The 25253-nt window shown below is 36.7% G+C and carries 25 protein-coding genes and 1 riboswitch; of the genes, 17 read left to right on the top strand and 8 right to left on the bottom strand.

The annotated features are described in order from the left end of the window. Nucleotides 1-66: 66 nt before the first annotated feature. Together OQZ33_RS09895 and OQZ33_RS09890 are read right to left on the bottom strand one after the other, a co-directional pair. Nucleotides 67-516 carry a hypothetical protein gene (locus tag OQZ33_RS09895; protein WP_265798879.1) on the bottom strand — a complete coding sequence of 150 codons (450 nt, stop codon included), beginning with the start codon at nucleotides 514-516 and terminating at the stop codon, nucleotides 67-69. 78 nt (nucleotides 517-594) lie between these two features. Continuing rightward, a complete protein-coding gene (locus tag OQZ33_RS09890) occupies nucleotides 595-1371 on the bottom strand; it encodes a LexA family transcriptional regulator (RefSeq protein ID WP_265798878.1) in 777 nt (258 codons plus the stop codon). A 133-nt stretch (nucleotides 1372-1504) separates the two neighbouring features. Here OQZ33_RS09890 and OQZ33_RS09885 point away from each other — a divergent pair, with 133 nt between their 5' ends. Then, nucleotides 1505-1855 (top strand): GIY-YIG nuclease family protein, encoded by a 351-nt coding sequence (locus OQZ33_RS09885; protein WP_265798877.1) that lies wholly within the window; start codon nucleotides 1505-1507, stop codon nucleotides 1853-1855. Between the two features lie 55 nt (nucleotides 1856-1910). Here the strand turns inward: OQZ33_RS09885 and bla are convergent, their stop codons facing one another. The 3 genes from bla to OQZ33_RS09870 form a co-directional block, all read right to left on the bottom strand. Continuing rightward, complete coding sequence (gene bla / locus OQZ33_RS09880) at nucleotides 1911-2768, bottom strand: subclass B3 metallo-beta-lactamase (protein ID WP_416338747.1); 858 nt, start codon at nucleotides 2766-2768, stop codon at nucleotides 1911-1913. A 47-nt stretch (nucleotides 2769-2815) separates the two neighbouring features. After that, a complete protein-coding gene (locus OQZ33_RS09875; protein WP_265798875.1) occupies nucleotides 2816-5989 on the bottom strand; it encodes a peptidase MA family metallohydrolase in 3174 nt (1057 codons plus the stop codon). A gap of 138 nt (nucleotides 5990-6127) precedes the next feature. Further along, complete coding sequence (locus OQZ33_RS09870; protein WP_265798873.1) at nucleotides 6128-8581, bottom strand: transglycosylase domain-containing protein; 2454 nt, start codon at nucleotides 8579-8581, stop codon at nucleotides 6128-6130. A 219-nt stretch (nucleotides 8582-8800) separates the two neighbouring features. Here OQZ33_RS09870 and OQZ33_RS09865 point away from each other — a divergent pair, with 219 nt between their 5' ends. Next, a complete protein-coding gene (locus tag OQZ33_RS09865) occupies nucleotides 8801-9679 on the top strand; it encodes a polyphosphate kinase 2 family protein (protein WP_265798872.1) in 879 nt (292 codons plus the stop codon). 108 nt (nucleotides 9680-9787) lie between these two features. Here OQZ33_RS09865 and OQZ33_RS09860 read toward each other — a convergent pair whose 3' ends face one another. Then, entirely contained in the window at nucleotides 9788-11032 is a 1245-nt protein-coding gene (locus OQZ33_RS09860; protein ID WP_265798871.1) for a serine hydrolase, read from the bottom strand. A gap of 85 nt (nucleotides 11033-11117) precedes the next feature. Then, nucleotides 11118-11306: riboswitch (cobalamin riboswitch) on the top strand. A 96-nt stretch (nucleotides 11307-11402) separates the two neighbouring features. Between OQZ33_RS09860 and OQZ33_RS09855 the strand changes: the two genes are divergently transcribed. The 7 genes from OQZ33_RS09855 (at nucleotide 11403) to OQZ33_RS09825 (ending at nucleotide 17599) form a co-directional block, all read left to right on the top strand. Beyond that, nucleotides 11403-13286, top strand: a complete 1884-nt coding sequence (locus OQZ33_RS09855) for a TonB-dependent receptor plug domain-containing protein (RefSeq protein ID WP_265798870.1) — start codon at nucleotides 11403-11405, stop codon at nucleotides 13284-13286. Between the two features lie 93 nt (nucleotides 13287-13379). Continuing rightward, on the top strand, nucleotides 13380-13970 hold the full coding sequence (locus OQZ33_RS09850; RefSeq protein WP_265798869.1) for a DUF6580 family putative transport protein: 591 nt from the start codon (nucleotides 13380-13382) through the stop codon (nucleotides 13968-13970). A gap of 135 nt (nucleotides 13971-14105) precedes the next feature. Continuing rightward, nucleotides 14106-15050: an ABC transporter substrate-binding protein gene (locus tag OQZ33_RS09845; RefSeq protein WP_265798868.1), complete on the top strand. Its 945-nt coding sequence runs from the start codon at nucleotides 14106-14108 to the stop codon at nucleotides 15048-15050. Nucleotides 15051-15145: 95 nt separating this feature from the next. After that, nucleotides 15146-15832, top strand: coding sequence for an SIR2 family NAD-dependent protein deacylase (locus OQZ33_RS09840; protein ID WP_265798867.1), 687 nt, complete (start codon nucleotides 15146-15148; stop codon nucleotides 15830-15832). Beyond that, nucleotides 15822-16547 carry a diphthine--ammonia ligase gene (locus OQZ33_RS09835; protein ID WP_265798866.1) on the top strand — a complete coding sequence of 242 codons (726 nt, stop codon included), beginning with the start codon at nucleotides 15822-15824 and terminating at the stop codon, nucleotides 16545-16547. Before OQZ33_RS09840 ends, OQZ33_RS09835 begins: the two co-directional genes overlap by 11 nt. 128 nt (nucleotides 16548-16675) lie before the next feature. Beyond that, nucleotides 16676-17173 (top strand): YMGG-like glycine zipper-containing protein, encoded by a 498-nt coding sequence (locus tag OQZ33_RS09830; protein ID WP_265798865.1) that lies wholly within the window; start codon nucleotides 16676-16678, stop codon nucleotides 17171-17173. An 87-nt stretch (nucleotides 17174-17260) separates the two neighbouring features. Continuing rightward, a complete protein-coding gene (locus tag OQZ33_RS09825) occupies nucleotides 17261-17599 on the top strand; it encodes a Dabb family protein (protein WP_265798864.1) in 339 nt (112 codons plus the stop codon). 327 nt (nucleotides 17600-17926) lie between these two features. Here OQZ33_RS09825 and OQZ33_RS09820 read toward each other — a convergent pair whose 3' ends face one another. Together OQZ33_RS09820 and OQZ33_RS09815 are read right to left on the bottom strand one after the other, a co-directional pair. Continuing rightward, entirely contained in the window at nucleotides 17927-18178 is a 252-nt protein-coding gene (locus OQZ33_RS09820) for a hypothetical protein (protein WP_265798863.1), read from the bottom strand. Between the two features lie 2 nt (nucleotides 18179-18180). Continuing rightward, nucleotides 18181-18882 carry a DUF3291 domain-containing protein gene (locus OQZ33_RS09815; RefSeq protein WP_265798862.1) on the bottom strand — a complete coding sequence of 234 codons (702 nt, stop codon included), beginning with the start codon at nucleotides 18880-18882 and terminating at the stop codon, nucleotides 18181-18183. Nucleotides 18883-18996: 114 nt separating this feature from the next. Here OQZ33_RS09815 and OQZ33_RS09810 point away from each other — a divergent pair, with 114 nt between their 5' ends. The 8 genes from OQZ33_RS09810 to OQZ33_RS09775 all read left to right on the top strand — a co-directional run bounded on the left by OQZ33_RS09810 (nucleotide 18997) and on the right by OQZ33_RS09775 (nucleotide 25241). Then, on the top strand, nucleotides 18997-19476 hold the full coding sequence (locus OQZ33_RS09810) for a GAF domain-containing protein (RefSeq protein ID WP_265798861.1): 480 nt from the start codon (nucleotides 18997-18999) through the stop codon (nucleotides 19474-19476). 10 nt (nucleotides 19477-19486) lie between these two features. Next, nucleotides 19487-20092, top strand: coding sequence for a DNA-3-methyladenine glycosylase (locus tag OQZ33_RS09805; RefSeq protein ID WP_265798860.1), 606 nt, complete (start codon nucleotides 19487-19489; stop codon nucleotides 20090-20092). A gap of 53 nt (nucleotides 20093-20145) precedes the next feature. Then, nucleotides 20146-20634, top strand: coding sequence for a pyridoxamine 5'-phosphate oxidase family protein (locus tag OQZ33_RS09800; protein WP_265798859.1), 489 nt, complete (start codon nucleotides 20146-20148; stop codon nucleotides 20632-20634). 65 nt (nucleotides 20635-20699) lie between these two features. Next, nucleotides 20700-21995, top strand: a complete 1296-nt coding sequence (gene kynU, locus OQZ33_RS09795; RefSeq protein ID WP_265798858.1) for a kynureninase — start codon at nucleotides 20700-20702, stop codon at nucleotides 21993-21995. 3 nt (nucleotides 21996-21998) lie between these two features. Further along, the gene (locus OQZ33_RS09790) at nucleotides 21999-22859 is read left to right on the top strand and encodes a bestrophin family protein (protein ID WP_265798857.1); all 861 of its coding nucleotides are present in this window, start codon (nucleotides 21999-22001) and stop codon (nucleotides 22857-22859) included. Next, nucleotides 22859-23761: a histone deacetylase gene (locus OQZ33_RS09785; RefSeq protein ID WP_265798856.1), complete on the top strand. Its 903-nt coding sequence runs from the start codon at nucleotides 22859-22861 to the stop codon at nucleotides 23759-23761. Before OQZ33_RS09790 ends, OQZ33_RS09785 begins: the two co-directional genes overlap by 1 nt. 23 nt (nucleotides 23762-23784) lie before the next feature. Then, a complete protein-coding gene (locus OQZ33_RS09780) occupies nucleotides 23785-24468 on the top strand; it encodes a pseudouridine synthase (protein ID WP_265798855.1) in 684 nt (227 codons plus the stop codon). 38 nt (nucleotides 24469-24506) lie between these two features. Further along, a complete protein-coding gene (locus tag OQZ33_RS09775; protein WP_265798854.1) occupies nucleotides 24507-25241 on the top strand; it encodes a hypothetical protein in 735 nt (244 codons plus the stop codon). Nucleotides 25242-25253 lie beyond the last annotated feature (12 nt).

The raw sequence follows: 25253 nt of genomic DNA, 5'->3' as shown, positions 1-25253 counted from the left end.
AGCACACGAAAAAAGCGTCCAAATTAATTGGACGCTTTTCTTATTTATCGAATATTTTCTTAATTCTTAACCTTGTGTAGGAGGATTTGAAACCACTGGCGCTTTATCTCTTTTGCCTTTGCCCATTCCTTTTCTCATTCTGTCACCTTTCTCTCTCGCTTCTGATCTCATGGCTTCCATTTTGGTTTTTTGTTCTGCTGTCAAAATGCCATCTATTTTGGCTTTCTGAGCTTGCATCGCTTCCTTGCGTTCTTTCATCTTGCCTTTCATATCACCTTGATCAGCAGATCTCCATGTTTCTACCTTTTTAGCATTCTCTAGCTCAACGGCATAAATTTTCGTTTTCTGATCAGCAGTTAAGCTTAATTCTTTTTCTAATCTAGCCGTTGCCTTTTCCGCCCGCTGTTCTGCAGTCATTTTCGGCATTTGTCTTCTAGCTCTTTTTGTAGTGTCTTGAGCAAATGCAGCAGTGAAACCCATTACTGCGATTGCTATTGTTAAAATTGCTTTTTTCATGTCTATGTTTTTTATGTGTTTGTTTTCTAATAGATATGAAATAAGGCAAACGGTTTAATCGCGATAAGTTAAAAAGTGTTAATTTTTATTAAGCTGGGAAATGGATTTCTGCATTTGCGACATCATTTGGGTTAAGGTTTCCATTGTTGGATCTGGGGTTGGTTCAGGCAATGAAGTAGAAATATAGGCTTTTGCTTTCCAGATTTCCAAAATATCATCAGCCGCAATGGTATAAGGGTCGTATACTTTATTATCTGATATCAACTTTAAATCTTTGTTTTCTTTAAATCGGTTACCCGCTCTTTTATAAACAACGCCTTCGTTTTTACTGATCACGATGTAGGTTTCGCCGGTTTTAACTTCATTCCAATTATCCAAATACTCACCAATTATTACACTACCCGGTTGAACAGGCAACATACTATCGCCCATAATTTCAAAAGCACGAAAAGTACCTTGCCTTAAAGCTGGGAGCGGCAATTGGAATTTTGGGAGATCGCTTATATATTGAGGATCAGAGAAACCATTTAAATAACCTGCACTTGCTTTCACAGGAACCAATTCTATATTTTCTCTATCATTTTGGTCAACAGATATACTTAGCACTCTCAAGTTTGAACCAGAACTTTTTGGTTTAGGTTTCCAGCTGTCACTTATCTTTTCATTGATAAATTCATCAATAGTAAGCTCGAAATACTCTGCTATTTTTTTTAGCAAGTCGTATTTTGGTTCTGCCCGGTCTTCCTCGTATGCACCAATAAGCGAACGCTTAATCTCCATCACATCGGCGAAATTTTGCTGTGTATGGCCTTTTTTCTTCCTGAGGTACTTTAAATTATTTGAAATATTCGACATAAAAATAAATTTTAAAATAAATTTGGAATTACTAAAATAGTTAGTAATTTTATGCTCATAAAGTTAGTAATATTATTTTGAATTGCAAGAGGGTATACTAAATAGTTTAGTTTTAATATTTAAATCTATTATAATGAAAAAGTTTGTTTACATCGTTACCGACAGAAACCGTACAAGCATGCATGTAGGCATGAGTTCTGATTTGATTAAGACATTGGATTTTTACAAGCAGATGCCGAACTTATTTTTCGATAATGGAAAGCAGTTAACGCGTTTAGTTTACTTTGAAGAGTTTAAAACCGAGCCACAGGCATTAGCTCGTTTTAAATTGATCAGCCGTTTTACCCGAATGCAAAAAGAAAGATTGGTAAGATCTTGTAATCCGGATTGGATTGATTTAACAATTGGTTTAGATTTCGAAAATATTTTGCTGCACAGAAATATGACTAACCAGGTTAAATTAGCATTTACCAGTTTGTCTTAACAGTTATCAAGTTTAGACTAGTTTAATGTCTAAAGTTTAGATTCTTTTTAGATGATTACTGCTTAATCTTTTTGAGAAAAATATTTTCCAAATCTTTGATGTTTTTTAAATAGGTTGCTTTATCAGCAAATGCATTCGGATTGTAAGCAGCTCCAGGTTTACGTTTTTCATGAAGATTGAACTGACTGGCATGGGAGGCCACCCATAAATCGAAATCGATGTTTTTCATTGCTTCAAAAGTTTTGGCATAATCGTTTTGAATGCCCTGATAATCTTTTACTTCAGAAAATTTCCTATCGATGATGATGGATGGAAGATTTGCTATTAATACCCTGTAAGTTTTTTTACCATCATTTGTGTTGAAAATGAAACTACATGAACCTTTTGTATGCCCAGGATGATGTAGCATGATTAAGGTAGTATTGCCTAGATTTATTTTGTCATTATTCTTGAGCAGATGATCAGGTTTGATGGGTTTAAAAGTCACTCCATATTTACCCATTTCGTAATCTGATTTGCCTCCCGACACAACGGCAGCAGCATCTTTTTCATCAACATAAAGCTTAGCGCCCGTTTCAGCTTTAATATCGGCCATTGCACCTAAATGGTCAAAGTGGGCTTGAGTAAGTAACAGTATTTTGGTTGCTCTATAATCAAATCCTAGTTTTTTGATATTCTCCTTAATCATCGGAAGCGAATTGGCCAAACCTGTGTTGATTAAAATGTTGCCCTTGTTGGTCACAATTAAAAAGGAGGCAAGATCGTAAGTACCTACATAATATAGATTTCCGGCAATTCTAAACGGTTCTGTTTTTTCAGACCACTCTTTAGGATTATTTTTCGGCTCATTTATTTTTTGTGCGAAGATTAATCCGCTGAAAAATAAGAAAGCGATCAATACGATATATTTAATACCAGATACCATTTTAAACTTTAAAATTTGATAATACGCAAATTAATTTACCATCCAGGAGCGAATGTTAAACCAAATACACCTCCTTTAACATCCTTCCGTTGGAAGGGAATTGCATAGTAAGGCTCCAAAACAAAGTATCCAAATACATTAACTCGTAGCGAAATACCAACGCTCATTGCAGGTACACGCTCATTTGTTGCTTGATAAGTAACCTGATTTCTGTTGCTATCCAACACCGGGTTTCCGTTTGTGTCTCTTACTACTTCAGCTGTGTAAGTCGGCTCACTCTTGAATTTAACTTTTGTATCATTTGTCCACGCTAACCCGGCATCGAAGAACAAGTTTAAATCACTAAACAATAGTCCAGATGGTATCGCCGCTAATTTTTTAGGCCCGGTAAAAGGTAGCCTTAATTCAAAATTGAAAACGGCAATCTTGCTTCCTGTTAATTGGTTAATATCAAAAGATTCTGAAGACTGTGCTGAAGTGGTTTTGTAAATTGAGTTGGATTCATAACCTCTAATTAAATAAGGATAACCAACATACATTGGATATAGTCGATCGGCATCTTTTCCAATTCTAAAAGTATTATAAGACCTCGCTGCAATTGTAATTGGTTTCAATCTCCAATATTTTCTTAAGTCGGCAGTTGCGCCAGCAAAATTGTAAGTACCGAAATATTTCTCACCACTTATGCGATATCTAAAACCATCTAGTGGTCCGGTTAAACCGAAAATAGAATTATCGCCAACAAAGCCAGCGTTTAATTGATAAAGTGTAAATGAATTAAACGGAACGCCGTAATCTAATGTAGCTTGCTCGTTATCGAGGCGTTTTCTATCCGAACCTATGTAATAACCAGCGGTATTGTAGTAATTGCTGTAACGGTCAATTCTGTAGCTATAACTCGAGAATGCGCCACCAACTTCAAACCGATGTATCTTGCTAAAAGGGTAGGCACCAAAAAGCTGCACCTGATCTTCAAAAGTTCTGATGATATCTGTTCTTTCATTTAAAGCATCAACAGTGGTATTATTATCAGCAGGTAGTTTTTCGTACCCGTAAGAACTAAAACCTGATACATAAGGGATATGCGAAATTGCCGCACCCCAATTTATTCGGCTTTTCTGGTTGATGTAACCCACCAAACCACCAGCATCGTAAATCTCTCCGTTAACGGAAATGTTAGCAATAATTTGGTTGGTTCCTAAGATGTCACTAAACATGCCCACAATTCCGCCAGAAACTCCGGTTCCAAATCGACTGGTTGAAACCCCAACGCCACTATTGGCCAAATAATCCAACTTGAATTTTGGTCGGTAAGCAACGGTTTTCATAGAGTCGGCAACAATTTTTTCGAAGCGATCAAAGTTGTTCAAGTTCGAATTGATGATGTTTACCCCATAATTTTCCATCGGTGGGAGAATAGCGGCATCAAAATTCTCTTCCTGATTGCCAATTCTTTTGGCTTTAAAGCTGCTTAATTTTGCGTTATAAAGGGTGTAGCGTTGGTAGCGGTAATAGCTATACACGATATCATCAGTACCAGAAACTGAAATGGCAGGAGAAAATTCTGTGATTCCGCTTATGCCCGTAAAGTAATCGGTTAATTGATCAACCGTGTTACCGTCGAAATTATATTTATACAAATTCCGAAATCCATCTCTGTTCGATAAAAAGTATATGTTTTTACTATCAGAAGAAAATTGCGCATTCAAGTTATTTGCTCCTGGAAACACATCTAGATTCTTTACTTCTTTAGCTGAAATGTCGTAAATGGCCAAATTGATTGGCAAAACCGCATTAATGTTTTTGTTCTGAATAGCTGCTCTATCTGATGAGAAAACTATTTTTTTCCCATCTGGAGAATAGCTGGGCGCATAATCTGAATAAACATCGTTGGTAATTTGTGTAATTTCTTTCGTATCTAAATTGTATGAAAAAATATCACTTTGCCCTTCAACCATCCCAGAAAATGCAATGTCTTTTCCATTTGGCGACCACGTCAAATTGCCGAACTGTTGCACCTGATTCATTGCTGTCTGCGAAACTGTTGATCCGTTCGCGACATTGATAATCATCATCTGGTTTTTGCCATGGCTAAAAATGCTGAATGCGAACTGTTTACTATCGGGCGACCAAGCACCTGCAGATTCTATAAAGTTAAAATCGTCGATGTGGCCATTGGATATTTGACTGGTAAGCTTCCGAATAATTCTTCCTGTTTTGGCATCGGCCAGAAATAAATCAATGCCAAATAAATCCTTCTCAGACATGAACGCCACATATTTACCATCAGGGCTAATTGCAGGCGCAACGTTCATGTTTCCTGCATTTTTATTATCGATAATTTTAGTCCCTGTTATTTTAATTTGCGAGCTGTCTGCTTTTAACATCGGTTTATAATGCGCATCAATCGAATTTTTCCATAAACCAGATAACGTTTTATCATCATAACCAAATGTATATCTTATCGCATTTTCGTAACCGTATTTAGCGGTATTTTTAAATAGCGGAACTATCGTGGTATCGCCATACTGCGAACCGATGTAAGTCCAGAATGCCTGACCATAACGATACGGAAAATATTTGTTTGAATTAGTAAGGTCTTTCAACGATGGAATATCTCTATTCAGCATTGCATCACGCATCCACATAGAAGTAAAGGCATCCTTTTTACCAATGGATAGATATTCAGCCATTCCTTCAACCATCCAAAGTGGCGTTTTACCTACGTTTTCTAAACTTATCGAATCTTTTTCCAATAAAACATGGTATTGGAAAGCATGAACCAACTCATGGCCTAAAACATGCCGCGTTTGACTGTTCAATTCCATTACAGGCATAATTACCCTGTTTTTTAATGCTTCAGTAACACCACCGGTTCCAATCCCTATTTCTCCCTGCAATGCCGTAGTTTGCTGAAAATCAGGGTGATTGTTATATAGAATAATAGGATTTTTAGTTAAAAATGTATCTCTAAAAACTTCCTGATGCATTTTATACCAGGTTTCTGCATCCTGAGAAAAACGTTTCAGCATGTTTTCATTTTTCAGATAGTAATAAATCTCAAAATGTGGTGTCTGCAAAACTTTAAAATCAAGTTTTTTATATCTAACCTTATTTTGACCAAAATATTGGGCTCTGGAAGAAAACGAAATCATAATCAAAAGCAATAAAGGGATGTATTGCTTGAAATAAGTAGCGCTTATTTTCATAAATGTGTGTTTTTGATTATTCAAATAATTAATAACGAAGATTCTATCGAATGGATAAAAATAGCAATTCTTAAAATCACAATCAGGAATTTGACAGTTTTGAAACAGTGAAATCATGAGTATAAATCACGTTCAAAATCAATTACCGCCGTTTTCATTTTTTTTCTTGTCACGCTCTTCCTGTCTCTGTTTTCTTCTTAGTTCACGTTCTTCTTTTTTTGTTAACGGAACCGTTGTTGCAGGTAGGTTTTGCACAGGATCAGGTTTCTTTTCATCTTTTTTAACCTCTTGCTCGGTCGTTGTTGTTGGTTCTGCTACCTCAGGAGTTTCTGTAGGATTAAACTCTGTAGAATCTACCTCGACGCTATCATTTGAACTAGTATCGCGAACATATTGCGGACTAGGACAATTATAAGTTCTAGTAATTTCTACCGTTGCTTTCGGAAATGGTCCATAGGTATATCCTGTTGATGGATCCATGTAAACTTTATCCATAAATTTGGCGAATATTGGCAACGCTGTTCGAGAACCTTCACCCTGTTCGCCATTTTTAAAATGGGCTGTTCTTTCATCGCAACCTACCCAAACACCGGTTACCAAATCTTTGGTTAACCCCATATACCACGCATCAACATAATCTGATGAAGTACCGGTTTTTCCACCAATTTGGTTATTCTTTTTAAATAGATTTGGCCATTCCCACAAAGCTTGAGAGGTGCCTCTTGGTTCTTCCATGCCTCCACGGAACATGTAGGTCATTAACCAGGCAATCTCTTCAGATAATACTCTTTTGGTTTTAGGCTTAAATTCTTCGATGATATTATTATCAAGATCTGTAATTTTTTCTACCAAAATCGGATCAGTTTTTATGCCTTTATTCATGAATGTGGCATAAGCTTTTACCATTTCATAAACCGTAACATCGTTTGAACCCAAACTTACCGATGGAACAGATTCCAAATGACTATCAATACCACACTCGTGAGCATATTTTACCACATTATCCCATCCAACTTTTTCAGTTACTTGCGCTGTAATGGTATTTACAGATCTGGCCATTGCCCAACGCAAACTCATTTCCTGGTAAGTAACACTGTAGTCGGCATTTTTGGGCTCCCAATATTTGGTTTCGCCTTTATCTTTATATTCAATTTTAACAGGTTTGTCTGTGAATTTATCGCAAGGACTCATTCCTTGCTCTAGCGCTGTTAAATATGCGAACGGTTTAAATGTAGAACCAGCCTGGCGTTTAGCCTGATTAACGTGATCGTATTTGAAAAATTTGTGATCGATACCACCCACCCAAACCTTGATTTTTCCACTGGCTGGTTCCATCGTCATCATACCAGTGTTCAATATTTTGCCGTAGTAACGGATAGAATCCAAGGTTGAAAACAAAGTATCGCGATCACCTTTGTAGGTAAAAATTTGCATTCTTTTCTTCTTGTTGAAATAAGCGGCAACCGAATCTGGTTGATTTGGAAATTTTTTCTGAAGCAAGGCATAAATAGGGAGGTTTTTCATTGCCCGGTCCGGATATTCTACTTTTTTCTTTTCAGAGTCGTACCAGGGATCTTCATTGCCCCAAACGCTGTAGAACCTGCGCTGTAAGGTTTTCATCTGCTCTGCAACAGCTTCTTCAGCATATTTTTGCAGTTTCGAATCGATGGTGGTATATATTTTTAAGCCATCTTCATTTAAATCGTATCCATTATCGGTACACCACTTCTCCAGATATTTTGATACTGCGGCACGCAAATAGGAGTCGCCATCGCTTCCGTCTTCCATTTTACCTTCTTTAAGTTTGATGGGCTCTTTCGAAAGTATGGCCAAGCTATCCTTGCTTAGTTTATTGTTTTTATTCATCTGACTCAATACCACATTTCTGCGTACCAAAGCTTTTTCTGGATTTTTGGTTGGGTTATAAAGGCTGGTTCCTTTCAGCATACCAACAAGCATCGCAGCATCAGTGGTAGCTAAATCTTTAGTTTCCTTATCAAAATAAATTCGAGCAGCGGTCTTAATTCCGTAAGTATTATTACCGAAAGAAACCGTGTTCAGGTACATGGTGATGATGTCATTTTTAGAGTAATTAGATTCAATTTTTACAGCAGTTAACCACTCTTTAAGCTTTACAATAAGCGTTCTAACAAGGGGAATTTTCACTAAAAAACCTTGCGATTTATTATACCTGGTTCTGTATAAATTTTTGGCCAGTTGTTGAGTAATGGTACTGGCACCACCATCTTTACCCATTCCAACAACAGCACGCCCAACAGCTTGAGCATCAATCCCCCAGTGTTTATAAAAGCGAACATCTTCGGTAGCTACCAAAGCATTAATTACACTTGGCGCAATATCACTGAAACTTACCGGAGTACGGTTTTCCTTGAAATATCGACCAATCAGTTTTCCATCACTTGTATATAATTCAGACCCTACACGCAATGTAGGCGTTTTGATATCCCGATAACTTGGAGAATAGCCAAACAACCACAAAAAATTGAGTTGAAGGGCAGAAAAGAAAATAATGATAAAGAATATTAAGATTGTAAAATAACGTAAGTACTTGTTTTTTATCTCTTTGAACATATTGAACGTGCTGATAATTTGGTAAATGCTGTGGCGATAAATATAAAAAACTCTGTATGCAAATTAACGTTTTTAATTTACTAATTTTTTAGTACTATATTTAAAACATGGGTTCTGGATTAATCCGAAACTGTATATTGTGAGATGCTAATTACGATCAAAAATATTGAGAGATTAAGATAGGTACTGAATCAATCACCAAAAAAATATGGTATAAAAATGAAAAACGAATTTAAGGAGCTAATTGTACAGGGCGATAAAAAATTTTCGATTAAAAGTGCGAAAACTGATTTTACCGGTGGATACAATAAAGAAACGGCCAAAGATGCATTGATAAACTCAAAAATTGAAGTCAATCATTTACAGGAAAAATTATATGCATCAGCAACGCATTCTATACTCATTATTTTTCAGGCGATGGATGCTGCCGGGAAAGATAGCGCCATTGAACATGTAATGAGTGGATTAAACCCGCAGGGGTGCCAGGTTTTCAGTTTTAAAGTGCCAACATCCGAAGAATATAAACATGATTTTTTGTGGCGACACATCAAAGCATTACCAGAACGCGGAAGAATTGGGATTCATAATCGTTCGCACTATGAAAACGTATTGGTTTGCAAGGTTCATCCGGAATATATTTTGAGTGAAAGCCTCCCAGGTTTTGATGAGGTAAAGAAAATCAATAAAAATTTTTGGAAGAAGCGTTATGAAAGCATCAAAAATTTTGAAGAACATCTGGCTGCAAATGGAACAGTAGTGCTTAAATTCTTTTTGAATGTGAGTAAGGATGAACAGAAACAACGGTTTTTGGATAGGATAGAAGACCCTACCAAAAATTGGAAGTTTTCTTCTGGTGATATTAAGGAAAGAGCTTTGTGGGATGACTATATGAAGGCTTATGAAGACGCCATTAACGAAACAAGCACGGAAGAATCGCCATGGCACATTATTCCAGCAGATAAAAAATGGTTTGCCAGATTAGCGATTAGCGAAATAATTGCCGACAAATTGAAAAGCCTGAACATCAAATTTCCTGTTCTGGACGAAATTGAACAAGGTAAATTGATGGAAACTAAAACGGCTTTACTAAGCGAATAATTCTACCTGCTTGAACGTGGCAACTTCTTTTTGGTCATAAAATTGAATGAAATGAGATTGCCATTAAATCAAGAACAGTCTTACATAACAGCTAAAATACATTAGCTCTTACTGATAATTCATCTTAAATTTAGATAAATCTGTTTTAGGCTTTTTACGACTGGTTTCCATTTCGTAAATCGTTCGCCCCAAGTTCTTCATGAATGGAAAGCACACCGTATCGTATTCATATTTGTTGTCGTTATAAATCCCATCTTCGTTACTCTGTACAACGGCGGTAAGTAAATATTCGATTCCATTTTTAAAGTCTACGAAATAGGAGTTATCTATAATGTAGCCATAACTGTCGCCATATTTGTTAAAAATTCTGATGTTTGGATCTGGAGTTACATTTTTCTCTCTACCGTAATAAAGCATTTTAGCATATGTTGGCCAAAATTCCTTTTCATCATATTTTGGATAATCACTTTCTGTTGGATATTTGCTCATGTAAGTGTAGATCAATTTATAATCTGCAGCGGTAAGGTTAAATCGTTCATGAGCCTGTAAAGCTTCTGGAAACATTAGTTTTTGCATTAAACGATGTTGATCATTGATGGCAAATGCGTTCTTATTGGCTAAACTAAAAGGTTTATTTACCAGTTTATCTGCGCTATCTAAATAACCTTTACCCATTACCAAGTTAGTTAAGTTTAATTCGTATTCTTTCGGATCGTATTGCGCTTCTTGCTCATATACCAAACGGTCGTTATTGTAAAAACGAATTGGGTTGGTATGTTTAGCGGTTTCTCCCGCATCGCCTATGGCCAAACGGTTCAAAATTCGGCTATCTCTAAAACCATATTTTTTAAGTTTATCATTAATTTCAGCACGTCCGATAAACTCAAACAACCTATTGAAGGCATCATTATCGCTGGTAAGCAAAATCTTTTTAATAAAATGTTCAAGGGTTGGAAGACCATTTTCCGCACTGCCATCTTTTTCAACTTTAGTTTGTCCACGGAAAGCGCTATCGGTTATCATAATGCTTTTCACAGTTAAGCCTATGCTTTTTAATCGGTTTACTTTTTCCAAAGCAAAAATAACAGCCGCAAGTTTTACGGTGCTTGCAGGATAGAAATAATGGTGTGGATCTAAATTAAAACTGTAGCTCTTAAAACGTGGTTTGTTTTTAACATCACGGGTAATCTGGGTGTATAAAATCTGAACCTGATTTTTATCTCGATGGTTAAGAACAGAACCAAATAATTCCGGCTTTGATTCCATTAACTTTTCAAGCATTATAGTATCAGTTTTTTGAGCCATAACGACAGAATAGTTTAATAAAAGGGTGATCAAAAGTAGGATTCTCATTATTTTGGTTTTGATATTTAAAGTTAAACTTTTGATTGAAGAAATGCTTTCTCCATCATCCATTTTACAACTTGTTTAATTTTGTTAGCTTTGCGCCGCTTTTGGTTTCTGTGTTGTCACAGAATTAAAAGGGAATTTGGTGTAAATCCAAAACTGTCCCGCAGCTGTAAGCTCTATAATGATTTTTAATTCTACGCCACTTTTCTAGTCATAGAATGGGAAGGCTAAAAATCGGGAGTAAGTCAGAAGACCTGCCTTTAGCATATAATTTCACAGCTTTCGGGGATTGAAGCTTGGATTGAAGTACTTAGCGTTTTCGTATTTTCATTTCCTTTTCTATCTGCTGGCTGTGGGCAAAACTCACAATCAAATGAACAAAACAAAAATTTTAATTGCCGCAGGCTTAGGTTTGGGGCAAATCGCAATTGGTGAATCAGTTAAGGCACAGGATACCTTGAAACTGAAAGATGTGGTAATTTCTGCCACCAAGAATGATCAAAAACAATCACAAACAGGTAAAGTGGTTAGTATCATCAGTAGGGAAGTATTGGATCGCAGTCAGGGCAAATCTCTTCCAGAATTGATTAGCGAACAAGCCGGTATTATTGTAGCAGGTTCAGGAAGTAATCCTGGTGCTAACAAATCAGTTTTTTTCCGCGGAGCGGGAAGTGCTTACGCTGTTGTATTAATTGATGGAATCGTTCAGAATGATCCCTCGGGAAACGGCGGCGCTTTCGATCTTCGCCTTTTTGCTATCGATCAAATCGATCACATTGAAATTCTACGAGGCGGCCAGTCTACTATTTACGGCTCTGATGCCATTGCTGGGGTAATCAATATTATCACCAAAAAAGGCGGACCAAAAGGCAATACAATTTACGGTGTAGCCAGTGCAGGCAGTTACGAGGCTTATAAAGGTACAATTGGCTTAAATGGCAGTGTTGATGCTTTTACCTATAATATAAACTACACCCATCATAAAACGGATGGGATATCTGAAGCAGCAAACCCAGTGGAAAATAATACAGCGTTTGATAAAGATGGCTTTAAGACAGATGGGGTAAATGCAAACTTCGGAATAAAGTTGGATCAACATTTTTCTGTTAATCCTTTTATCAGATATTTTGAAGGTAATTACAAAATTGATGAAGCTGCTTTTACTGATGGAATAGCAGCCAACCATTCACTGCTGAAAAATTTTAGCGGGGGTGTAAATTCCAAATACGAGTTTGGAACGGGCAAGATCAATTTAAATTATAGTTACCAAAGCACTTCGAACAATACCTTAAGTAGTTTTGACGGTTTTCCATATGAAAGTGTTGGTGCTGGAAGAATAAGTTTGCTTGATTTATTTTATAACCAAAAGCTTGGAGATAAACTCGATTTATTGGTAGGCATTGATAACAGGGTGATGAGGCTATCCTCGGCAGGCAACAAACCGGAGAGTAATATTTTTGCCGCTTACGGCTCACTCTTTTTGCATGATCTAAGTATCTTCAATTTAGAAGTTGGCGGTCGCTATAACAAACACGAGCAATATGGTGAAAACTACACTTACACCATTACACCGAGTATTAATGTAATTAAAGAACTAAAATTATTCGGTACGGTTTCAACAGCTTTTAAAATTCCAACACTGAATATGCTGTTCGGGCAATACGGATCAAATTTAAACCTGAAACCAGAAAAGTCTCAGAACTATGAAGCTGGTTTTAATCTAAGTTTAGCTGATGATAAATTCTCGTTGCGTGGAGCGGCTTTCAAACGCGATTTAACAGATGCGATCATTTACGATTTCGCAGTTGGGTACATTAATCAGGAAAGTCAAAAAGTAAGAGGTTTTGAAATTGAGCCAGCAGTTAAAATATGGAAATTTACCCTTAATGGTTATTATGCTTTTACTGATGGAAACGAATATAACAGTGTAAATAATAAAGTGGAAGATTTTCTTTTTAGAAGACCAAAACATGCTTTTGGCATTACAACAGGCATCCAGGCAACTGATAATTTATTCATTAATGCCAATTTGAGGTACTTTGGTTCACGTACGGATGGAAATTTTACCGACTATGTTGTAGAAACATTGCCAAGATATAAGTTATTAAATGCTTATGCAGAATATGCGTTTGCGAAAAAACGGTTTAAAATCTTTTTCGATGCTAAAAACATTTTGAATAAAAACTATAACGAAATCATCGGTTACAATGCCATGGGTTTCAATTTTAATACAGGCCTAAGTTTTAATATCCGCTAATAAAATTTAACTTTGTGTTGTGATAAAAAATCGTACATCACAAGCAACTTGTCTTACTAACTAAATACTTTATACCAATTACTATACTAATATATGTCTAATTTGAAATTTAATCCCCGTAACCTCATTTTGTTACTAATCATATTGGTAATTACTTTGTTCCGTTTACTGGTAACGTTTAACTCAGATGAGCTTCAGTTTGCGAACTTTTCTTCTATTGGAGCGGTAGCGCTGTTTGGTGGCGCATATTTTAAAGATCATGCAAAAGCTTTTGCTTTTCCATTGGTGAGCTTGTTTTTAAGCGATTTTATTTTAGCCAGTACAATTTTTAGCAAATACAGTAATGGTTTTTTATATGAAGGATGGTATTGGACCTATCTTGCTTTCGCCTTGATGGTTTTGGTAGGAAGAGTATTATTGAAAAAGATAAATGTGGTTTCTTTACTCTCATCTACATTGACAATTGTTTTTATTCACTGGATTGTAACCGATTTCGGAGTATGGTTTCAAAACCCATCATATCCACAAACTTTAGCTGGATACTGGAGCTGCCTGGTTAAAGCAATTCCATTTGAAATCAGGTTTTTAGAAGGAACTTTAATTTACGGTGCTATTATTTTTGGTGCTTTTGAAATATTAAAATCAAAATATCCGGTTCTTAAAATGCAGAAGCAAAGCATTTAATTTCTTAATAACCTTGTTAAATCCTCTTTTGATCTGTTTCAAAAGAGGATTTTTTTTAACTTTATATTTTCCCCGTTGGATAAGCTCCAGCTGAAAAAAAATTATCCATTCTCCATTTAAAACACCTTATATCCAATGAAAGTCGTTTCTTTTTTACCAGCTGCCACCAAAATGATTTACGATATGGGTTTGCAAGAATACTTGTACGGCGTAACTTTTGAATGTCCGAAAGAGGCTGCAGATCAACCTAAAGTAGTAAGATGTGTGTTAGAGGGTAAAAATTATTCGAGTATCGAAATCGATCGTATCTTCTCCGCTTCAAAAGCACAGGGTAAAAGTTTGTATTGGGTTGATGACGAACTTTTAGAAAGCATTGCTCCAGATGTTGTTTTCACACAAGATATATGTGAGGTTTGCAACATTGATACCGTTTGTACCGAAACCGCTGTAATGAAACTGTCTAAAAAACCGACACTCGTTCCTTTATCACCAAATAACCTTCAGGATGTTTTTGAATGTGCCATAACTATTGCAAAGGCTTTAGGGAAGGAAGAAGTTGCTTTGAGGTACTTAGCCAATCTTCAACAGAAAACCGACTTTATTTTAGATGAACTACGGGCAAATAAAGCACCTTTAAAACGAGTGATGCTGATGGAATGGATTGAGCCGATCTACAACTGTGGCCATTGGATTCCTTTTCAAATCGCAGCTGCTGGTGGGGTAGATATGCTTTCCAATCCTGCCGGAGATTCAATTGTAACCCAATGGGATAAAGTCGTAAAATACAATCCTGAAGTATTGGTAATTGCCCCTTGCGGTTTTGATAAAACACGAACTTTGGCCGAAATGGATCTGCTTCTGGTAAAAAACAATTGGACAGATTTAGCAGCCGTAAAACAGAATCAGGTGTACATTGCAGATTTTGATATGTTTACCCAACCCAGCATCGGTACATTGGTTGAAGGAATAGAAGCATTGGCCTGTATGTTTCACCCGGAGATATTTAAAGCCGACGAATCAATCACTGCGAAATTTATCAATCTTTCCGAGTCAAAGACATTTCAATCTTCGCTGTTTTAAATTTAAACGAGTATTCTCCCATGGAGAGGAGAAGTGCTATAAATCATCTACGGGTGGCCAAACCATGGCAATCCAATAATTGATAATCTTAGTTTATGAAGATAGTTGTTTTAACAGGTGCAGGTATAAGTGCAGAAAGTGGATTAAAAACATTCAGGGATGCTGATGGCTTATGGGAAGGCTATAATGTTTATGATGTTGCAACTCCAGAGGCCTGGGAGCGTAATCCTGAATTGGTGCAGCAATTTTATAACGAGCGAAGAAAGCAGGTAATCGAAGCAAGACCCAACAAAGCGCATCAGCTCTTAGCTGAATTAGAGCAAGAATTTGATATAGATATTATTACGCAGAATATTGATGACTTACATGAGCGAGCTGGTTCAACTAAAGTACATCATCTTCACGGCATCATCACAAAATCACAATCAAATCTAAGGGAAGATTTGACTTATGCTATAGAAGGATCTGACTTAAAAATGGGGCAGTTATGCGAATTGGGTTCGCAGCTTCGTCCGCATGTGGTATGGTTTGGCGAAGCCGTGCCTATGATTGAAGTTGCCGCTGATATTTGTCAGCAAGCAGATATCTTCGTCTTGATTGGCACTTCATTGGCAGTTTATCCTGCCGCTGGTTTAATCGATTTTGTTCCCGCCGAAGCTATCAAATATATTATCGATCCCGTAACACCTAATGTGAAAAGGTATGGAAATGTAGTCAAGATTGAAGCGAATGCTGTTCAGGGCGTTACTCAACTAAAGGAGATCCTGAATAATGAACGATAGAAAACTTTGCATTTTTAATTGGAGCGGAGGGAAAGATAGTACCTTAGCGCTTCATTATGCCCTTCAGGATCCCACAATAGAAATCAAATACCTGGTTACAACGGTTACGGAACAATATAACCGGATTTCGATGCATGGTGTTAGAGAATCTTTGCTTATCGCTCAAGCCGAAAGTATTGGCATTCCACTATATCAAATTCGTTTAGGTGAAATGCCTGACATGGAAAGCTATGATCAAGTGATGCATGCTCACCTAACAAAATTTAAGGAAGAGGGTATTACACATTCCATTTTTGGAGACATCTTTTTGGAAGATCTTCGTCGCTATCGAGAAACAAAACTTGCAGAAATTGGACTGAAGGCCATTTTTCCGTTATGGAAAAAAGATACCACTCAACTGATTGATGACTTTCTTAACTTGAACTATAAAACCATCATTGTTTGCACACAAGAAAATTTAGAGACTTTTTGCGGAGAAATAATTACCAAAGTTTTAATTTCTGATTTACCATCAGCCATTGATCCCTGTGGCGAAAATGGAGAGTTTCACACTTTTGCTTTCGAAGGCCCTATTTTTAAAAAGAAAATCCCATTCGAGCTAGGCGATAAAGTATTTAGAACCTATAATGCACCAAAAACAGATGATGTTGATCAGGAACATACAGGATCAAAATCTCCGACCATCGGCTTCTGGTACATCGATTTATTAAATTAATTTTTATTAATTAAAACTTTTTGGCATCATTTTTTCTTTAGTACAGGTAATTAACTAAAATACACATCCTAATGAAACCTGTTTTGTGAGGTTAGGTAGCAAAACAAGATTCATATAAACAAAAAGTTATGAAAAAGATATTCGTAGTAATCGCATTGAGTTCAGTAATGTTTGCTTGTAACAATAAAGCAAAAGAGGAAGCCGCTTTAAAACAGCAAGAGGCAGAAAAACAACTTGCCATAAAAGCAGTTAAAGATAGTTTACGTTTAGATAGTTTCAAAAAAGCAGAAACAGCTAAACTGGAAGCTGAAAAAGAAGCTAAACATCAGGCAGAATTAGCAGAAGCTAGAAGAGCTGGTGCAGCATCATCTAAATCATCCAGATCTTATGCTAGTTCAGGTGGTAGCAGTTCTAGTTCTTACGGTGGTACCCAACCAACAGCTAAGAAACAAGGCTGGAGTGATGGCGCAAAAGGTGCGGTAATAGGTGGTGCAGCTGGCGCAGTTGGTGGTGCTTTAATTGATAAGAAAAAAGGTAGAGGTGCTATTATTGGTGGTTTAGTTGGAGCTGGAGGCGGTTATCTAATCGGTAGAGGTGAAGATAAAAAATCAGGTAGAGTACAGTAATTTTAAAAATAATATTTACTTTAAAGCGGCTTATCACAGCCGCTTTTTTTATGCCTATATAATTTCAAACTTTAGAATCCCTTTCAAATGATAGAAAATACTAACCTCAATAAACCAAAAGTTCAACATTTCGTATTGTTTTGGTTGAAGCCACAGTTAACAACAGATGAAATTAAAGATTTTGCTAATTTTTTCGAAAGTTTAAAGTCTATCAAATTGATTAAAAGCTTACACTATGGATTAGCGGCGAGCACACCCGCAAGATCAGTGACGGACAATTCTTTCACCTACTCATTAACAATCACCTTTGATAGTATTGAAGATCATAACGCTTACCAGAAAGATCCAACTCACTTAGATGCAGTTGAGAAATTTTCTAAAAACTGGTATAGGGTAGTGGTTCATGATACGATCATTAATTTATGAATTGCCAGGCGTAATCTATTCTTTTGTATCTCCCAAACGTTCTGCATCCAGAGATGACACTGGGGGTTGAACCCAGTAATTAAATAAAGTGTTTTCGATTATCATATCATACCAATGATAATGACGGATATCCCAATAATTTGGCGAAATAGGCACTCGAAATATTATTCTGATTAGTTAATTAATTTACAGATAATCAATGAAATATAATAACTCATATCAACTTTTAATTTATATTTTTCGTATTATAATAGTTAAAAATGGCCTAATATTCAGAATATAATTTTGAATATGTCATTAACCTCTTAATTACCAGATAGTTAAGGGTTAAAATTGATGCCTTTTATAAGCTAGGGCAAAATCAGTTCGCATAACTTTAAACCGATCTACCACGGACGCAATAAACTCTTCGTCCAAGATTTCAAATACATCATTAACACCGTCGCCACTCAAATCTAGCTCTGCAAGTTTATAGCTTTGCTCAAAAGTTCCTTGTTCAAATTTTACGATGTATTTTTGATTCATGGCAAAAATGCTAATCTTACATTCCGGATGTGGAAGTTCTGCGATTACTCTCATGTTTAAAGGTTATTTATAGTTGTAATTGATAAACCATTAAGCGTTCCACTGCTTTCGATAATTTCAAATCGGGCGAATAACTCTTCTGAGTACCATTGCCGCTCTCTAGTCAATTTGATTACATCAGAATGGTCGTGGGATTTATAAGCATAATTTTTCATGGACTGTGCATCTGTCCAGATGGAAAACGTGGCCTGATCTAAGAATGGATTTTCACCGACTCCGGCCGATAATATAAAGCCGTCTGCTTTTCTCATTGCGTCCGCCGCTCTTTTAATGTTACTTCTAAAATCTTTAACCTTGCTGAATTTAATAGCCGCTCGGGTAATTACGGCAATTTGATTAGTTGATTTTATTGAATTTTTGCTAACGACAAAAGGTTGCTTTCCAGACCATAAACCATGTGAAGATAAAGGATTAAGTAATATAGTAAACTCTTCTGATCCAAAAAAACGAAACCACTTTATCGGTAAAGATTTATTATAAAAGGCGTCGCAATCGTCCCGGGTTTCCCAATTTGTTAAGATTGCCCAATGTCTAAAGTCTGGAGGTAAGTCGACTTGTGCGTCTTTGCCACTGCCCATTAATTTCCAGAATTTACATTTATTGTTTAACCATAATGGGATTCTTAAAATCGCCATTCCCAAAAATGCGAACGGTATTGTAATCCTATTAAATTTGGTAATGGTTAAGGCAACAATCATACTGAAGAATTATGTGCTTCAAAACTAATAAAATTAAGATTGTGCTTCATTCAATTTTTTGTCATTATCAATCGATGAAGTAAAAATCAACAAAAACCTTTTTAACTTTGATCCATGGCAGAAGACTTAACTATCATCAAAACCGCTACGAAGGCTGAGCAGTATCAATCGTTAATTCCTCAAATCGAAGCTCTCCTCACGGGAGAAACAGATTTCGTGGCGAACATGGCGAATGTTGCGGCTGCATTAAAGGAACAGTTTAATTGGTTCTGGGTAGGGTTTTACCTAGTTAAAAACGATGAGCTTGTTTTAGGACCATTCCAAGGTCCTGTGGCCTGTACTAGAATCAAGAAAGGTAAAGGCGTATGTGGTTCATCATGGGAGAAAAATAGAACGCTGATAGTGCCTAACGTTGATGACTTTCCGGGACACATTGCCTGTGCTTCCGCATCAAAGTCAGAAATTGTATTGCCACTAATTAAAAATGATGAAGTAATCGGTGTGCTGGATGTTGATAGTGAATTTTTAAGTCATTTTGATGAAACAGACCAAGTTTATTTAGAGCAAGTTATATCAATTTTGTTAAATCAATAGTTTATTTGAATTGAAGTTACCTGAAGAATATTACCTCAGTGAAGATGTCGTTAAATTGGCAAAAGATTTACTAGGTAAAGTTTTATTTACTAATGTTAACGGTAATATTTCTGGAGGCACCATTGTAGAAACTGAAGCTTACTTCGGTATCAAAGATAAAGCTTCGCATGCTTATGGTGGCAGAAGAACTAACCGAACAGAAACAATGTATGCCAAGGGCGGCATTGCATATGTTTATTTATGTTATGGAGTGCATAACCTTTTTAACGTAGTAAGCGCCACCATTAACGATCCTCATGCAATCTTAATCAGGGCAATTGAGCCTTTAATAGGCAAGGAGATTATGGAAGATCGCCGCAATATGCCGTATACAAAGGCTGCCATATCCTCTGGTCCAGGCTCGGCAGCCAAGGCGCTTGGCATTGACCGTTCTTTCAATGCTAAATATCTAACTGGAGATGATGTGTGGATAGAAGACCATCAGATTACTTTTCACGACGAGGAGATTGCAACGACGCCCAGGGTAGGTATTGCCTATGCGGAAGAACATGCTCTACTGCCACTACGTTTCTTCGTTAAGGACAATAAATACGTAAGCAAACCAAATAAGATCTAGCTTCAGTCAAACATTTCATCCTTCCCGCTGTTTTCTTTCAAAGATTTAAAATCATGAAAAACGAAAAAAATATAGCGATATTAAAAGAAATGGCGGAAAGTGTTCGCACTTGTATGTTCACCACTTTTTCTGCTAACGATGAGCTTGGTAGCAGACCAATGGGAACCGCAAAGATTGAAGACAATGGAAGTATTTGGTTCTTTACGAATGAATATTCATTAAAATCTAAAGAAATTTCAAAGGAAAATAATGTGCTGCTGGCTTATAGCGATCCATCCAAAAACACGTATCTAACAGTAAAAGGACAAGCAGAGTTGGTTGATGATCAGGTGCGCAAAGAAGCATACTTTTCTCCATTTGTTAAGGCATGGTTTCCAGACGGGGTGGAAGATCCTAGATTGATTCTTATAAAAGTTACACCAGCTGAAGCTGAGTATTGGGATTCATCATCTTCAAAAATTGTAGTGCTATTTAGTATCTTGAAAGCTGCTGTGACAGGAGATACACCGGATTTAGGTAAGCACGACACGATTAAATTTTAATTTAAAATACATCTACAGGAAGCAGGATTGGAAACAATACCTGCTTTTTTTGTATTATTGAGGCAATGAAATTAGAAAATACATTAGCTTTTGCGAATGCTTTAGATCAGAAAGACCAGCTCAAAGAATTCAGAGCCCAATTCCTTTTTCCAAAGTATAAAGACAGGTCATTTATCTATCTGTGTGGCAATTCTTTAGGACTTCAACCTAAAATTGCTAAAGAGGTATTAAACAATCAATTGGATAATTGGGCAAATTATGCGGTAGAAGGTTGGTTTGATGGTGAAGAGCCTTGGATGTTTTATCATAAGGAGCTTAAACGGCTGATGGCACCAATTGTTGGCGCATCGCCAGCAGAGGTTTGTCCGATGAATACCCTTACTGTTAATCTACACTTGTTGATGGTCAGTTTTTATCAACCCAAAGGAAAAAGGTTTAAGATTATCATGGAAGGTGGAGCATTTCCCTCTGATCAGTACGCAATAGAGAGTCAGGTAAAATTTCATGGCTTCGATCCTAATGATGCAATTATAGAAGTGTTCCCTCGTGAGGAAGAAGATACGCTTAGAACCGAAGATATATTGGCTAAGATAGCCGAAAATGGGGACGAAATAGCTTTAGTGCTTTTCGGCGGAATAAACTATTACACCGGACAATGGTATGATATGGAAGCCATTACTAAAACCGGGCATAACGTTGGCGCAATTGTAGGTTGGGATTTAGCACACGCCGCAGGTAATGTTCCTGTTAAACTTCATGATTGGGGAGTAGATTTTGCTTGTTGGTGTTCATATAAATATCAAAACTCAGGTCCTGGTGGAATTAGTGGGATTTTTGTACATGAAAAACACTTTGAAAACGACAAGCTTAACAGGTTTGCGGGTTGGTGGGGTTATCAGGAAAGTAAGCGTTTTAAAATGGAAAAAGGCTTTGTCCCTGAAAGCGGAGCAGATGGATGGCAGGTGAGTTGTACTCAGGTAATGCCAATGGCTTTATACCATGCATCGTTGCAAATATTTGAAAAGGCAGGCTATATTGATAACCTGAGAAACAAAAGTATAGATTTAACTAATTATCTAGAATTCGTTATCAATGAGGTGAATAAAGAATTAAATGCCGAACAGTTTAAAATCATTACACCGAAGAATTCTAAAGATCGTGGCGCACAGCTTTCTATCATTGCAAAAGATAATGGAAAGGAAGTTTTTGATGGATTAGTGGACGCCGGTATCCTTGGCGACTGGCGTGAACCAAATGTAATACGCTTAAGCCCGATTCCTTTGTACAATTTCTTCGAAGATATTTATTTAACAGGAAAGGCACTTATTGAAGTATCTAAAAAGGTATTAAAAGCTATATAACTTATGATCCACTATAATCCGAAAGATTGGTTTACATTTATTTTTCACATTCATAAGGGTGATACCTTTCGAAAGTTATGGCCCTTGATGATCAGCATGGCAATTTTTTCTGCCTTTGTAGCATTTCTTGAGCTTAATATATTCAAACTTTCAAAAAGTGATTACGTAAGCAATATCGGTATGATGCACAGCTTGTTGGGCTTTGTAATTTCGATGCTCTTGGTATTTCGCACCAACACCTCTTACGATAGATGGTGGGAAGGAAGAAGACTCCTGGGTTCATTGACAAACGTTAGTCGCAACTTTGCGATGAAAATTAAAGCCCTCAAATTGCCAAATGATGAAGTTAGATTTTTTGAATATGGTATTCCCAAATATGCTTTTGCATTAAAAGAGCATCTTCGTGAGAAGAAATATTTTGGTAAAAACAGTTTCCTGATTGAGGTAGAAGAAAGTAAGCATATTCCAAATCAAATCGCAAGCAGTATGATTTCCCGACTGTATGACTTAACACGACAAGGTTTGATTACTCAAGAACAGCTGATTGTGCTTACCAGCGATGTAAACCAATTTACCGATATATGTGGCGGCTGCGAACGTATCAAAAACACGCCAATTCCATTTTCATATAGTGTTTTCATTAAAAAATTCATCTTTGTATACGTGCTCACCATTCCAATAGGTTGGGTTTTTAGTTTAGGATATTATTTGGTCTTAATCGTTCCCTTTATCCTCTATGTATTAGCGAGTTTGGAGCTTATAGCTGAAGAGATAGAAGACCCATTTGGTTATGATCCTAATGACTTACCAGTAGATAAAATCTCAAATAACATCGAGAAACATATTGAGGAGATTTTGAGTTAATGATAAAAATAGCCTGGCACCCGCTATATGCTCACCCGCTACCGGAAGGTCACCGATTTCCTATGCTTAAATACGAATTGATTCCCGAACAACTGTTACATGAGGGAACAATTGAAAAGGATAATTTATTTTATCCAGAGAAGGTAGCAGAAGACATCATTCTTCTATCACATGAAAAATCGTATTGGGAACAGCTTCGGGATTTAACGCTATCTGCGAAAGATCAGAGAAGGGTTGGTTTTCCATTAAATGCGCAATTGGTTGAACGAGAGTTGCGTATCACACAAGGTACAATTGATGGGACCAGGTTTGCAATTGGAAATGGAATTGCCTTTAACGTAGCCGGCGGAACGCATCACGCAGGTAGTAATTGGGGAGAAGGTTTTTGCTTATTAAATGATCAGGCGGTTGCTGCTAACTATCTGATAGGTAATAAAATAGCTAATCGAATATTAATTATTGATTTAGATGTTCATCAGGGTAATGGCACTGCTGAAATTTTTCAGAATAACTCAAATGTATTTACTTTCTCTATGCATGGAGATAAAAATTTTCCCTTCCGCAAAGAAATTTCAGATTTAGATGTACCTCTTGATGATAATATCGAAGATGACGCCTATTTGTCGTTATTAGAAACGAATCTAAATTCTGCTTTCGAGCGTTCGAAACCAGAATTTGTATTTTATTTATCTGGAGTTGATGTACTTTCTACCGATAAATTAGGAAAGTTGTCATTAAGTAAAGCTGGTTGTAAAGAACGGGATAAAATGGTACTCGTGACCTGTAAAAATAATAACATCCCCTTACAGGTGAGTATGGGCGGCGGTTATTCTACCGACATTAAAGATATTGTTGATGCGCATTGCAATACTTATCGTTTAGCTTTTGATTTATTTAGTTAAAGCAATATCCTTATCTTCGCCGAATGTTGGAGATTATTTATCAGGATGAACATTTGATTGCCATTAATAAACCTCATGGTTTATTGGTGCATCAATCTTCAATTGCCAGAGATGCAACAGAATTTGCGCTGCAAATGTTGCGAGATCAGGTTGGGAAGCACGTAAGTCCTGTGCACAGGTTAGATAGAAAAACAAGCGGTATTTTGTTGTTTGCGTTTGATAAGGAATCTGAAATTGTCATGCACCAGCAATTTATGAATGCAGAAACTGAAAAAAAATATTTAGCTATTCTTAGGGGTTTCACGCCAGAAGCGATGAATATTGATTATCCTTTAGCTAAAGAGAATGGAACGATGCAAGATGCTTATACTTCATTTAGAACCCTATCACATGCCGAGATTGATGTTCCTTTCGGAAAACATTTAACCTCCAGGTATTCACTGGTAGAGGCTACTCCTAAAACAGGGCGAATGCACCAACTGAGAAGACATTTTAGTCATATCCTGCATCCAATAATAGGAGACAGAACCCACGGATGCAACAAGCAAAATAAACTTTTCTTAGAACATTGGAACATGACAACCATGTTACTACATGCATCTGAATTGAGTTTTATACATCCTAAAACATCAACAAAAATCCATTTAAAGGCCAATCTACATGATGAATTTAAAAGAGTGATGAGTTTTATGAAAATGGAACTTTAACACAATTTTTATCCCGAAAAACTGTTTATAAATCATCTATGAATCAATACTTACGTTTAGCTTTCCCAATTTTAGCGCTTTTTGCCAGCAGTTGTTCTTCAGTTTATATGCCCAATGTACCCAATACGCCCATGTTAAGCAAGCAAGGTGAATTTAGTGGTGGCGGGCACATTTCCCTAAAGGGCAATGCTAGTATTAACGGCGCTTATGCAGTTTCAAATCATATAGGAGTGCTTTTTAGTGGCTCAAGAATGAATAGTGAACGAAAATCAAAAGATTTCGGGCACAAGCTGATTGAAATAGGTGGTGGCTATTTCGATACCTTCGGACCAGATAATAACCGAATTATCGAGATTTATGCAGGTGTTGGCAAGGGTTGGAGTGATATAACCTTTAGGGATTACAAGAATGATGTTTTAGTGAGCAGTGAGTTGCAGGAAGTTGATTACCGAAAATCGTTTCTTCAGATCAATTATAGTTCAAAAAAGAAAAATAATTTCAGGTTGTTTGGGAAAGACTTCCCAATTAATTATGGAACGGCACTTCGAATAAGTCACGTTAAAATGGATCGATTCTTTTTGAATGGGGTAGTACAGCCTAAAGAAGATAATGTTTTTTTCGAACCTATCTTTTTCACCAGAATGGGCTTAAACAAAAATATTCAATTACAATATACCACGAGCAGTAATTTTGGCTTAAAGAATAGAGATTACATGTCTGCAGGGAATTCGATCTTCACTATCGGTGTAGTGGTAAACGTTGGGGGTAAATAGTGGTTTTGGTAG

Origin of the sequence: Pedobacter sp. MC2016-05 (assembly GCF_026239735.1) — a bacterium.
Classification (GTDB): Bacteria; Bacteroidota; Bacteroidia; order Sphingobacteriales; family Sphingobacteriaceae; genus Pedobacter.
This window is presented reverse-complemented; position numbering and strand designations above follow the sequence as displayed.